Here is a 12,317-nt window from a genome sequence, read left to right as displayed (position 1 = left end):
CCGGCGAAAAATTCGCTGTCCGCGACCTCTTGACTGGCCGGAAACCCAACCGTACGGTTCCGGCAACATTCGCAAGCAACTCCGAAAGATTCGACAGAGGTGCGGTCATGCGGTCGGGAATTTTCACTCAGGGCAATCGTGCGGCGAGATGGACCGCGGCCGGTGCGGCCATGGTCATGGCGGGAGTCCTGGCGGGCTGCGGATCGGACGGCGGCAGCGGCAGTGGTGGCGGCGGCGGCACGCTGACCGCGTACGTCTACGGCGACGACGCGGTGAAGGTGCAGCAGGCGGCGGTCAAGGAGTTCAACAAGACCTCCGACGTCAAGGTCAAGCTCGTCTCGGTGCCCGGTACCGACTACGTCAACAAGCTCCGCAGCGCCATGGGTTCCCCCAGCGCCCCCGACATCTTCTTCAACTGGGGCGGCGGCTCCATCAAGCCGTACGTCGACGCGAACCAGCTGGTCGACCTGACCTCGACGTTCAAGAACGACGCCACCCTGAAGGACGGCTTCCTGCCCTCGATCGTCACCGCCGGCAGCCTCGACGGGAAGGTCTACGGCGTCCCGATGCGCGGTATGCAGCCCGTGATGCTCTTCTTCAACAAGACCCTCTTCGCCGAGAACGGCGTCACGGTCCCCAAGACGTGGGAGGACCTGCAGAAGGCCATCAAGACCTTCAAGGACAAGGGCATCACCCCGTTCGCCCTCGGCGGCTCCGACAAGTGGCCCGAGCTGATGTGGATGGAGTACCTGCTCGACCGGATCGGCGGCCCCGACGTCTTCCGCAAGATCCAGAACGGCGACAGCTCCGCCTGGGGCGACCCGGCCGTCCTGAAGACCGCCCAGACCGTCAAGCAGCTCGTGGACGACGGCGCGTTCGGCGAGAACTTCAACTCCGTCGACTACGGCAACGGCGGCGCGCCCACCCTGCTCAACAAGGGCAAGGCGGCCATGCACCTGATGGGTTCGTGGGAGTACTCCACCCAGCTCGGCAAGGCACCCGACTTCGCCAAGAAGGACCTCGGCTGGACGAACTTCCCGACCGTCGCCGGCGGCGTCGGCGACCCGGCCGACGTGGTCGGCAACCCCACCAACTACTGGTCCGTGAACGCCCGCACCAAGCACAAGGACGCGGCCATAGCCTTCCTGAAGACCATGGCGTCCAAGTCCTACGCGCAGGCCCTCGTGGACAACGGCGACGTACCCACCACCTCCAACGCCGCCTCCATGCTGAGCGGATCGCCGAACCCGAAGTTCGCCACCGACCAGTACCAGATGGTCCAGAAGGCCCCCGACTTCACCCTCTCCTGGGACCAGGCGCTGGAATCCAAGATCGCCACCCCGCTGCTCACCGAGATCAGCAAGCTGTTCGCCGGCAAGTCCACGCCCGAGCAGTTCGTCGCCGCAATGAAGGCCGTCAAGTAACGATGTCCCACGTCTCCTCGTCACCGAAGGTGCGCGGAGGACGGAAGGCGGCCGCCGGAAACGTCGGCCGCCCCCCGGTCGCCTGGGCCCTGCCCGGCATCCTCTTCTTCGCCCTCTTCGCGATCGTTCCGCTGGCGATCGCCGTGTACCTCTCCTTCTGCCACTGGGACGGGCTGAATTCCCCGACCTCGGCGGGTACGGCCAACTGGACCCGGCTCTTCAAGGACCCCGAGTTCCGCCAGGCCGCCTGGCTCAGCCTGCTCCTGACCGCCATCAGCTGGGCCTTCCAGACCCCGGTGGCCCTGCTCCTCGGCGTCTGGGCGGCCGGCCGGCAGCGCAGCCGCGCCGTGCTCTCCGCGATCTTCTTCATCCCGCTGCTGCTGTCCACCACCGCCATCGCGATGCTGTTCCACGCGCTGCTCGACCCCAACTTCGGGGTCATCAAGGAGATCGGGCCCTGGTTCGGCATCGACCCGAACATCATGGGTTCGTCCACCGGCGCCCTGCTCACCGTGGCGTTCGTCGGCGGCTGGCAGTTCATGCCCTTCCACACCCTGATCTACCAGGGCGGCACCCGGCAGATCCCGCAGGTCCTCTACCAGGCCGCCGAGATCGACGGTGCCGGCATGTTCCGGCAGTTCTTCCACATCACCCTGCCGCAGCTGCGCAACACCATCACGACCTCCTCGGTCCTGATGATCGTCGGCTCGCTGACCTACTTCGACACCGTGCTCATCATGACCAAGGGCGGTCCGGGCACGGACACCACCATCCTGCCGTACCTGATGTACCGCACCGGCTTCCAGACCTACGACCTCGGGTACGCCGCCGCCATCGCGACCGCCCTCGTCGTCGTCGCCACCGCGATCTCGCTGATCCTCGTCCGCTTCAGCGGCTTCGGGAACATGCGCTCCACCCGGGAAGGTATGTGACGCGATGTCGATCGACACCCGCCCCGCGGCGCGCCCCGCACGGCCCCTGACCCGTACCCGCCCGGCCACCGCCGCGCGCCGCCGCCGGTGGGGCAACCCGCTGGCCGGCCTCGGCTCGGTGGTCTGGCTCGTGCTCGTGATCGTCCCGCTCTACACGCTCGTCTCGTCCTCGCTGATGCACCAGGACGAGGCGCTGAACGGCGACCCGCTGGCCATCCCGACCGACCCGACGCTCGACAACTACCGCACGGTGCTGGACAGCGGCTTCTCCACGATGCTGTCCAACACGGCGATCGTCGCCGTGGCGACCACGGCAATCGTGCTGGTCCTCTCGATCCCCGTCGCGTACGTCGCGGTACGCACCCGCAGCAGGCTCTCCGGGCTCGCCTTCCGCACCTTCCTGCTCGGCGTCGCCATCCCCGCCCAGGCCGTGATCGTGCCGCTCTACCTGCTCATCAGCAAGATGGGCCTGTACGACAGCCTGCCGGCCATCATCCTGCCGACCGCGGCGTTCGCGATGCCGGTGGCGGTGCTGATCCTCAGCGGCACCATGCGCGACGTCTCCGAGGAGATGTACGAGGCCATGGCGCTGGACGGCGCCTCGTCGCTGCGGATGCTGTGGCAGCTGGCGATCCCGATGTCCAAGGCGGGCATCAGCACGGTCGCGATCTACACGGCTCTCCAGGCGTGGAACGGCTTCCTGTTCCCGCTGATCCTGACCCAGTCGGAGGAGAACCGTGTGCTGACCCTCGGTCTCTTCAACTTCATGTCCCAGTTCGGGGTGAACATCCCGGCGGTGCTCGCCGCGATCGTGCTCTCCGTCGTACCGATCTTCGCCGTGTACCTCGTGGCACGGAAGGCACTGGTCAACGGACTGATGGGGGTGGGCGGCAAGTAACGCACCCATGCCGCCGCGTACCACCGCACTCTTGAGAGGATTTCCCGCCGCCATGGCAAACCCCCCTGTTCCGCATGCCCGCAGGACCGAAGCGGCCACCGCCGTCGACGGCCCCTGGCAGGACCCCGCGCTCGCCCCCGAGGAGCGTGTGGCCGATCTCGTCTCCCGGATGACCCTCCAGGAGAAGACCGCCCAGTTGTACGGAATCTGGGTGGGCGCCGACGCCGACGGGGACGGGGTCGCCCCGCACCAGAACGAGATGGTCGACGCCATCGACTGGGACGCGCTGATCCCGCGCGGCCTCGGGCAGCTGACCCGCCCCTTCGGCACCGCCCCCGTCGACCCCGCCGTCGGCGCGATCTCACTCGCCCGGGCCCAGCGGGCCATCGCGGGCGCCGGCCGCTTCGGCATCCCGGCTCTCGCCCACGAGGAGTGCCTGGCCGGCTTCACCGCCTGGGGCGCCACCGCCTACCCCGTCCCGCTCTCCTGGGGCGCTGCCTGGAACCCGGACCTGGTCACCGAGATGGCCCACCGGATCGGCAGCGACATGCGGTCCGTGGGCGTCCACCAGGGCCTCGCCCCGGTCCTTGACGTGGTGCGCGACCTGCGCTGGGGCCGGGTCGAGGAGACCATCGGCGAGGACCCCTACCTCGTCGCCACCATCGGCACCGCGTACGTGAAGGGCCTGGAGTCCGCCGGCATCGTCGCCACCCTCAAGCACTTCGCCGGGTACGCGGCATCGGCCGGCGCCCGCAACCTCTCGCCGGTCCGGGCCGGGGCCAGGGAACTGGCCGACGTCATCCTGCCGCCCTTCGAGATGGCCCTCCTCGACGGCGGTGCCCGCTCCGTCATGCAGTCGTACGCGGAGATCGACGGCGTGCCGTCGGCGGCCGACCCCGCCCTGCTCACCGGGCTCCTCCGTGACACCTGGGGCTTCGAGGGCACCGTGGTCGCCGACTACTTCGCCATCGGCTTCCTGGAGACCCTGCACAAGGTCGCCGAGGGCCGCGCCGACGCCGCCCGCCTCGCGCTGAGCGCCGGGGTCGACGTGGAACTGCCCACCGTCCGCAGCTACGGCGACGAGCTCGCCGCCGCCGTCCTGGCCGGTACGGTCCCCGAGGAGCTGGTCGACCGCGCGCTGCACCGGGTCCTCCTCCAGAAGTGCGAACTCGGGCTGCTCGACCCCGACTGGACCCCGCTTCCCGAGCTCCTGCGCGGGACCGGCCCGGAGCAGGCGCGCGAGACCATCGACCTGGACCCGCCGCGCAACCGCGCCCTCGCCCGCGAACTCGCCGAACAGGCCGTGGTCCTGCTCGCCAATCCGCAGGGGGCGCTGCCGCTCGCCGGGACCGGGCGGATCGCGGTGATCGGCCCCCGCGCCGACGACGCGCTCGCCATGCTCGGCTGCTACTCCTTCCCCAGCCACGTCGGCGTCCTGCACCCCGGGACCGCCATGGGCATCGACATCCCCACCGTGCTCGACGCGGTGCGCGGCGAGTTCCCCGCGGCCACGGTCACCGCCGCCCCCGGCTGCGAGGTGGACGGCACCGACACCTCGGGCATCGCCGAGGCGGCCGGCCTGGCCCGGGACGCGGACGTGTGCGTCGCCGTGCTCGGCGACCGGGCCGGGCTCTTCGGGCGCGGCACCTCGGGCGAGGGCTGCGACGCCGACGACCTCGCGCTCCCGGGCGTGCAGGGCGAACTGCTCGACGCGCTGCTGGACAGCGGCACCCCGGTCGTCCTGGTCCTGCTGACCGGCCGCCCGTACGCGCTCGGCCGCTGGGCGGACCGCACCGCCGCCGTGGTCCAGGCGTTCTTCCCCGGTGAGGAGGGCGGCCCGGCCCTGGCCTCCGTGCTCTCCGGCCGGGTCAACCCGTCCGGCCGGCTGCCGGTCTCCGTCCCGCGCCACCCGGGCGGCCAGCCCTGGACCTACCTCCAGCCGCCGCTCGGACTCGCCAACGGGGTCAGCAATCTGGACCCGACGCCGCTGTACCCCTTCGGCCACGGCCTCACGTACACCTCCTTCGCCTGGGAGCCCGGCGCCCCCGCCCCGGAGGAGATCCCCACCGACGGCTCCGCCGACATCGAGCTGACCGTCCGCAACACCGGGGACCGGGCGGGCGCGGAGGTCGTCCAGCTCTACGTGCACGACCCGGTGGCCCAGACGACCCGGCCCGACACGCGGCTCATCGGCTACGCCCGGGTCCCGCTCGACGCGGGCCAGGAGGCGCGGGTGCGCTTCCGGTTCCACGCCGACCTGGTGTCCTTCACCGGGATCGCCGGGCGGCGCGTCGTGGAGCCCGGCGCGCTGGAGCTGCGGCTGGCGACGTCCAGCGGTGCCGAGGACATCCGGCACACGGTGCACCTGCGCCTCACCGGTCCTGAGCGCACCCTCGACCACCGGCGCCGGCTGGTGTGCGACGCGGAGGTCGAATCCGTGCCGGCGGTCGCCCCCGTACAGGGCTGACCGCACCCGTACTCCGGGCGGGGGCGCCGCGGCCCTTACCGCGGCGCCACCGCCCGGTCCACAGATCCACGAAACTTTCGAAACACCCACACTCGCGCACGCCCCCCGGTCACCGTGGCCCCGGACGCGCGCACTCTCGAAGGGTTTCTGTCATGCGCAAGCCAATCAAGGCTGTCCTGGTCGGCGCCGCCGCCGCGGCCCTGCTCGCCCCGTGCACCATCAACGCCTTCGCCCACGACGCCCATGGGCGCGAGCACAAGGACCCGCAGGCCACCACCCTGGGCGCCCTCGGCCTGCGGTCGGGCGTGCGCATCGGCACCGCCGTCGACATGGCGGCCCTGGCGGACGACGCGCCCTACCGCGCCAAGGCCGCGAGCGAGTTCAGCTCGGTCACCCCCGAGAACGTCATGAAGTGGGAGGCCGTCGAGCCGAGCCGCGGACAGTACGACTGGAAGGCGGCCGACGAACTGGTCGACTTCGCCCGCGCCAACGGCCAGCTCGTGCGCGGCCACACCCTGCTGTGGCACAACCAGCTGCCCGCCTGGCTCACCACCGGCGACTTCACCGCCGACGAGCTGCGCGCCATCCTGCGCAAGCACATCACCGACGAGGCCCGCCACTTCAAGGGCCGCATCTGGCAGTGGGACGTCGTCAACGAGGCGTTCAACGACGACGGCACCCTGCGCGACAGCATCTGGCTCCAGAAGCTGGGCCCCGGCTACATCGCGGACGCCTTCCGCTGGGCCCACGAGGCCGACCCCAAGGCCAAGCTCTTCATCAACGACTACAACATCGAGGGCGTCAACGCGAAGAGCACCGCCCTCTACGACCTGGTCGTCAAGCTGCGCAAGCAGCACATACCGATCGACGGCGTCGGCATCCAGGGCCACCTGTCCGTCCAGTACAACGCGCCCCACGACATCGCCGAGAACATGAAGCGGTTCGACGACCTCGGCCTGGAGACCGCGATCACCGAGGCCGACGTCCGCATTCCGATGCCCTCCGACAGCACCAAGCAGGAGGCCCAGGCCGAGGGTTACGACGTGCTGCTGCGCGGCTGTCTGCTCACCCGCAAGTGCACCGACTTCACGGTGTGGGGCTTCACCGACAAGTACTCCTGGGTGCCCGACACCTTCGAGGGCGAGGGCGCGGCCAACCTCTTCGACGAGGACTACAAGGCCAAGCCCGCCTACAGCGCCCTGCGCGACGACCTGCTGCTCGCCGCCGGCCGTAACTGAGCACGGAGAAGGAGAGCAGGATGGACAGCGACACCCCCGGCCCCGACACCCCCGGCCCCTCCGGCAACGACACACCCCGGGGGACCAGCCGCAGATCGGTCCTCGGCCTCGGCCTCGGGCTCACGGCGCTCACCGCCACCCCCCTCGGCTCCCTCGTCGGACTGACCGGTGAGGCGTCCGCCACCGGACACGGCCCCGCGCCACGGCCCACCGACCCCGGCGCCTACATCTCGTTCACCGCCCGGCGCGGCAGCTTCCCGCTGGTCAGGCACGGGCGGGCGACACCGGTCCTGGTCAGCGACCGCGACTGGCCGGGCGTCGTCAGGGTCGCCGGCGACCTCCGCGACGACATCGAACGCGTCACCGGAGTCCGCCCCGCCCTCTCGCACGGGGCGGTGCCGGAGGCCCGCGAGATCACCATCGTCGGCACCGTGGGCCGCAGCCCCCTGATCGACCGGCTGGTCGCAGACGGCCGGCTCGACGTCTCCTCGATCCGGGGCAAGTGGGAGACCAGCCTCCAGACCGTCGTGGACCACCCGCTGCCCGGTGTCGAACGTGCACTCGTGATCGCGGGCAGTGACCAGCGCGGGACCGTCTTCGGCGCGTACGACGTCTCGCGCGGCATCGGCGTCTCGCCCTGGTACTGGTGGGACGACGTCACCCCCGTACACCGCGACGAGATCCACGTACTGCCCGGACTCCACACCCAGGGCACTCCGGCCGTGAAGTACCGCGGCTTCTTCATCAACGACGAGAACCCGGCGCTCGGCACCTGGGCCCCCGCCTACTTCGGCCCCGGCAAGGCGCCCGGCTTCGAGGGCGGCTTCAACGCCGACTTCTACGCCCGTGTCTTCGAGGTCATGCTCCGGCTCAAGGCCAACTACCTGTGGCCGGCCGTCTGGGGCCGCGCCTTCGCCGAGGACGACCCGCTCAACCACGCCACCGCCAAGGCGTACGGCGTCGTCATGGGCACCTCGCACGAGGCACCCATGATGCGCGGCATCGAGGAGTGGAACCGGCACGCCGTCGCCGCCGTACGCGACAGCGAGGGCAACATCACCACCCCCGGCCACGACCCCTACGGGGGCACCGGCGAGTGGTCCTTCCGCCGCAACGCCGATGCGCTCAAGGCGTACTGGGCGGACGGCATCCGCCGGATGAAGGACGAGGACTTCGAGGGAGTCGTCACCCTCGGCATGCGCGGCAACGGCGACGTCAGCCTCCCCGACGGCGACGGCATCGAGCTGATGACCGAGATCATCGCCACCCAGCGGAAGATCCTCGCCGAGGTCTCCGGCAAGGACATCACCACGATCCCGCAGGTCTGGACGCTCTACAAGGAGGTCCAGCGCTACTGGGACCGGGGCCTGCGCGTCCCCGACGACGTCACCGTGGTCCTCACCGACGACAACTGGGCCAACATCCGCAAGCTCCCCGACCCCGCCGAGGGCCCGAGGGCGGGCGGCTACGGGCTGTACTACCACTTCGACTACGTGGGCGTCGGCCGCAACTACAAGTGGGTCGACACCGCGTCCCTCCCCAACATGTGGGACCAGCTCCACCAGTGCGCCGCGTACGGCAACCACGGCCTGTGGGTCACCAACGTCGGCGACCTCAAGGGCAACGAACTGCCCACGCAGTTCTTCCTGGAGTACGCCTGGAACCCGGAGCGCTGGACGCTGGACCGGCTGCCGGAGTGGGAGGAGACGTACGCCCGGCAGAACTTCGGCGAGAAGCAGGCCGCCGAGATCGCCTCCGTCCTGCGCGAGTACGCGCGGCTCCAGGCCCGCCGCAAGCCCGAGCTGCTCAACCGCCGCATCACCCTCGACCCGGCCAAGGACCCCGCGACCGACAGCTCGGCCGTGGTCTACGACGACCGGGCGACCCCCTTCAGCCTCGTCCACTACCGCGAGCTGGAACGCGTCACCGAGGAGTGGCGCCGGCTCGGCGAGCGCGCCGGGCGGATCGGGCGCCGGCTGCCCGCCTCCGCGCAGGACGCCTGGTACGAACTGGTCGGCTACGAGGTCGCGGCCACCGCCAACCTGTACGCGCTGCGCGAGGCGGAGTTCACCAACATCCATTACGCGGCCCAGGGCCGGGCCCTCACCAACGAGCTGGCGGCCACCGCGGAGGCGCGGCTCGCCGACGACTTCGCCCTGGCCGACCGCTTCAACAAGAAGATCGCGGGCGGCAAGTGGCAGGGCTTCCAGACCCAGCCGCACATCGACTACGGCGACGTCGAACGCTACGGACCCAACGCGCCCTGGCAGCAGCCCGAGATCGACAACGTCGCCATCAAGGACGTGCTCTTCCCGGCCGTCAAGCGCATCGACCTGCCCGCCGGGGCCCGAATGGGCGTCGCCGTCGACGGTTCCACCGCGTGGTGGCCGCACGAGACCGCGCCCGCCGTGCTGCCGGTGTTCAGCCCGTACCAGACCCGGCCCGCGCAGTACATCGAGGTGTTCAACCGGGGCCGCGCCCCGTTCGACTACCGGGTGCGGACCGGAGCGTCCTGGCTGACCGCCGACCGGGTGCGCGGCCGCGTCACCACGCAGGACCGGATCACCCTGCGCGTCGACTGGGACCGGGCACCCAAGGGTGTCACCCGCGTCCCGGTCACCGTCACCGGTCCGGACGGGGCGGAGGTGACCGTCACGGCGGTGGCCGACCGCCCGACGCTCTCCCGGTCCCGGCTCGGCGGCTTCGTGGAGGCCGGCGGCCACGTCTCCATCGAGGCCGACCACTACCACCGGGCCGTCGGCGGCCGGGGCATCACCTGGCAGCGCATTCCGGACATCGGACGGACCGGGGCCGGCATGGAGCCCTTCCCGGTCACCGCCGCCCGTCAGACGCCCGGCGGCCGGAGCCCGCGCCTGGAGTACCGGGTCAGCCTCTTCACCACCGGGCCGGTCACCGTGTACGCGTACCTCTCGCCCCGTAACAACCCACTGCCGACCGACGGGCTGACGTACGCGGTCTCCTTCGACGACGACGCCCCGCAGCGGGTGAACGTCACCAGGTCCACGGGTGCCGACGACGGGACCATGAACCCCCAGTGGGCCCGGCACACCTCCGACAACGTCAACATCACCGGCACGGTCCACCGCATCACCGGTCCCGGGGTGCATGTGCTGAAATTCTGGATGGTCGACCCGACGGTGGTCCTCCAGAACCTGGTGATCGACACCGGCGGCCTCGAACCCAGCTACCTGGGCCCGCCGGAAAGCCTCCGGCTGGACTGAGCCCGGGGGCACGGAACGTACACGGGAAGGTGCGCAGCGATGACGGACGAGCACGGGGACGACGTAATCCTGGAGGTCGCCCCTTCCGGGGCGGAGGTCGGGATCACGGTCGCCACCCCGTCCGGCGAGCACACCTTCCTGTGCACCCCGGCCCGGGCCCGGGAACTGGCAGCCGCTCTCGGCCTCGCGGCGGACGAGGCCGAGAGCGGGCCCGCCGTCCCCGTCACCGTCAGGGCGGACGAACTGCGCCGGGGTGATGTGCGCGACGGCGACCGCGCCATGACCGTGGAGGCCGTCCGCGTCGAAGGGGGCACCGCCCATGTCACCTGGACCTCAGGGGCCGGCCGCAGCTGGAACCAGATGTACGACGCCGGCGCCTCCCTCCCGCTCCGCCGCCGGGGCCGGCCGGCGGGCGCCTGAGCAAGGCCCGGGCGGCCGCCCCGCCCGCTCGCGCGAAGGCCCGGCGGCAGGCGCACCCTGGAGGGGAGACCTTCCGGAGGTGGACCGCCATGACCCGAACCGCTGTCGGATGGCACATCGAGCTCGCATTCGAGGAGGACACCCATCGCACCCGAGCGGCCGCCCTGGTGCGGCTCTCGGACGGACAGGAGGTGCGCGCCCACGGCTACGCCAGCCGCCACCCCTCCGACACGGAGCAGCCCCGGGTGGGGGAGGAGATCGCCGGGGCCCGCGCGCTCAACGAACTGGCGATGAAGCTCCTGACCAAGGCCCACGACGAGATCGACGAGGCGGCCGGCCGCAGCTCGTACCCGCTGAAACCCCGCTGACCCGGGCTCCGCGACGCCGCCGGCGCGAGGGTGGGCGTTGTACGGAAGCGGTCGTAATTTGACGGGCGTCGTACTACGGGATGTATCGTACTAGCGATCCTTCCGTACCCGGCGAAACGGAGTCCGTCGTGAGTGCCCTCTTCGAGCCCTACACCCTCAGGTCGCTTGTCGTGCCCAACCGGGTGTGGATGGCGCCCATGTGCCAGTACAGCGCCGCGGTGGAGGGGCCGGAGACGGGTGTGCCCAACGACTGGCACTTCGCCCACCTCGCCGCCCGTGCCACCGGCGGCACCGGCCTGATCCTCACCGAGGCCACGGCCGTCAGCCCCGAGGGCCGCATCAGCCCCGCCGACCTCGGCATCTGGAACGACGCCCAGGTCGAGGCGTTCCGCCGGATCACCGCCTTCGTCAAGGCGCACGGCTCCGCGGTCGGCATTCAGCTCGCCCATGCCGGGCGCAAGGCCTCCACCGCCGCGCCCTGGACCGGCGGCGGCCCCGTCGGCCCCGAGGATCACGGCTGGACCCCGGTCGGCCCCAGCCCACTGCCCTTCGACGACGGCTACCCGGTCCCGCACGAGCTGACCACCGAGGAGATCGCGGGCGTCGTGGACGACTTCCGCCAGGCCGCCCGCCGCGCCGTCGAGGCGGGCTTCCAGGTCGCCGAGGTGCACGGTGCGCACGGCTACCTCATCGGCCAGTTCCTCTCCCCGCACAGCAACCACCGCACCGACGAGTACGGCGGCAGCTTCGAGAACCGCGTCCGCCTCGCCCTCCAGGTGGTCGACGCCGTACGCGAGGTGTGGCCCGAGGAACTGCCGGTCTTCTTCCGCGTCTCCGCGACGGACTGGCTCACCGAGAACCCCGAGGACGAGCGCGAGGGCTGGACGGCCGACGAGACCGTGCGGCTGGCGGCGCTCCTGCGGGACCACGGGGTGGACCTGCTCGACGTCTCCACCGGCGGCAACGCGCCCCGTGCCCGTATCGCCACCGGCCCGGGTTATCAGGTGCCCTTCGCCGAGCGCGTGAAGCGGGAGACCTCGCTGCCCGTGGCGGCCGTCGGCCTCATCACGGAGCCGCAGCAGGCCGAGAAGATCCTCACCGAGGGCCGCGCTGACGCCGTCCTCCTCGGGCGCGAACTGCTGCGCAGCCCCTCCTGGGCCCGGGACGCCGCCCGCGCGCTGAACGGCGCGGTGCACGCCCCCGCCCCGTACGGCTACGCCATCTGACCCTCCCTCAGGGCTTCCCTTTCGCCCCCGGCCGCCCCCTTCGCACCCAAGGTGTGCGAAGGGGGCGGTCTGCGTGCACCCGTTGCGGGCTCCTGTCGGCCG

At 71.2% G+C, this 12,317-nt stretch carries 9 protein-coding genes; all 9 read left to right on the top strand.

Going from position 1 to position 12,317, the window contains the following annotated elements:
- Positions 1-170 precede the first annotated feature (170 nt).
- Positions 171-1,424 (top strand): extracellular solute-binding protein, encoded by a 1,254-nt coding sequence (locus tag ABZ565_RS30215; protein ID WP_361033821.1) that lies wholly within the window; start codon positions 171-173, stop codon positions 1,422-1,424.
- A gap of 2 nt (positions 1,425-1,426) precedes the next feature.
- On the top strand, positions 1,427-2,356 hold the full coding sequence (locus ABZ565_RS30210; RefSeq protein ID WP_361033777.1) for a sugar ABC transporter permease: 930 nt from the start codon (positions 1,427-1,429) through the stop codon (positions 2,354-2,356).
- A gap of 4 nt (positions 2,357-2,360) precedes the next feature.
- Complete coding sequence (locus tag ABZ565_RS30205) at positions 2,361-3,254, top strand: carbohydrate ABC transporter permease (RefSeq protein WP_361033774.1); 894 nt, start codon at positions 2,361-2,363, stop codon at positions 3,252-3,254.
- A 52-nt stretch (positions 3,255-3,306) separates the two neighbouring features.
- Positions 3,307-5,721: a glycoside hydrolase family 3 N-terminal domain-containing protein gene (locus ABZ565_RS30200; protein WP_361033771.1), complete on the top strand. Its 2,415-nt coding sequence runs from the start codon at positions 3,307-3,309 to the stop codon at positions 5,719-5,721.
- A gap of 152 nt (positions 5,722-5,873) precedes the next feature.
- The gene (locus ABZ565_RS30195; RefSeq protein ID WP_361033768.1) at positions 5,874-6,959 is read left to right on the top strand and encodes an endo-1,4-beta-xylanase; all 1,086 of its coding nucleotides are present in this window, start codon (positions 5,874-5,876) and stop codon (positions 6,957-6,959) included.
- A 20-nt stretch (positions 6,960-6,979) separates the two neighbouring features.
- Positions 6,980-10,201, top strand: a complete 3,222-nt coding sequence (locus ABZ565_RS30190; RefSeq protein ID WP_361033765.1) for a glycosyl hydrolase 115 family protein — start codon at positions 6,980-6,982, stop codon at positions 10,199-10,201.
- A 39-nt stretch (positions 10,202-10,240) separates the two neighbouring features.
- Positions 10,241-10,621 (top strand): hypothetical protein, encoded by a 381-nt coding sequence (locus tag ABZ565_RS30185; RefSeq protein ID WP_361033762.1) that lies wholly within the window; start codon positions 10,241-10,243, stop codon positions 10,619-10,621.
- 89 nt (positions 10,622-10,710) lie between these two features.
- On the top strand, positions 10,711-10,989 hold the full coding sequence (locus tag ABZ565_RS30180) for a DUF1876 domain-containing protein (RefSeq protein ID WP_361033759.1): 279 nt from the start codon (positions 10,711-10,713) through the stop codon (positions 10,987-10,989).
- A 128-nt stretch (positions 10,990-11,117) separates the two neighbouring features.
- Complete coding sequence (locus ABZ565_RS30175) at positions 11,118-12,215, top strand: NADH:flavin oxidoreductase/NADH oxidase (protein ID WP_361033756.1); 1,098 nt, start codon at positions 11,118-11,120, stop codon at positions 12,213-12,215.
- Positions 12,216-12,317: the final 102 nt, after the last annotated feature.

The organism is Streptomyces sp. NPDC016469 (genome assembly GCF_040632905.1).
Lineage (GTDB): Bacteria > Actinomycetota > Actinomycetes > Streptomycetales > Streptomycetaceae > Streptomyces.
This window is presented reverse-complemented; position numbering and strand designations above follow the sequence as displayed.

Excerpts from the sequence above, each read along its gene's own strand:
- ABZ565_RS30215 (WP_361033821.1), top strand. The coding sequence starts at position 171 with ATGGTCATGGCGGGAGTCCTGGCGGGCTGCGGATCGGACGGCGGCAGC.
- ABZ565_RS30195 (WP_361033768.1), top strand. The coding sequence starts at position 5,874 with ATGCGCAAGCCAATCAAGGCTGTCCTGGTCGGCGCCGCCGCCGCGGCC.
- ABZ565_RS30205 (WP_361033774.1), top strand. The coding sequence starts at position 2,361 with ATGTCGATCGACACCCGCCCCGCGGCGCGCCCCGCACGGCCCCTGACC.
- ABZ565_RS30190 (WP_361033765.1), top strand. The coding sequence starts at position 6,980 with ATGGACAGCGACACCCCCGGCCCCGACACCCCCGGCCCCTCCGGCAAC.
- ABZ565_RS30180 (WP_361033759.1), top strand. The coding sequence starts at position 10,711 with ATGACCCGAACCGCTGTCGGATGGCACATCGAGCTCGCATTCGAGGAG.
- ABZ565_RS30210 (WP_361033777.1), top strand. The coding sequence starts at position 1,427 with ATGTCCCACGTCTCCTCGTCACCGAAGGTGCGCGGAGGACGGAAGGCG.
- ABZ565_RS30185 (WP_361033762.1), top strand. The coding sequence starts at position 10,241 with ATGACGGACGAGCACGGGGACGACGTAATCCTGGAGGTCGCCCCTTCC.
- ABZ565_RS30200 (WP_361033771.1), top strand. The coding sequence starts at position 3,307 with ATGGCAAACCCCCCTGTTCCGCATGCCCGCAGGACCGAAGCGGCCACC.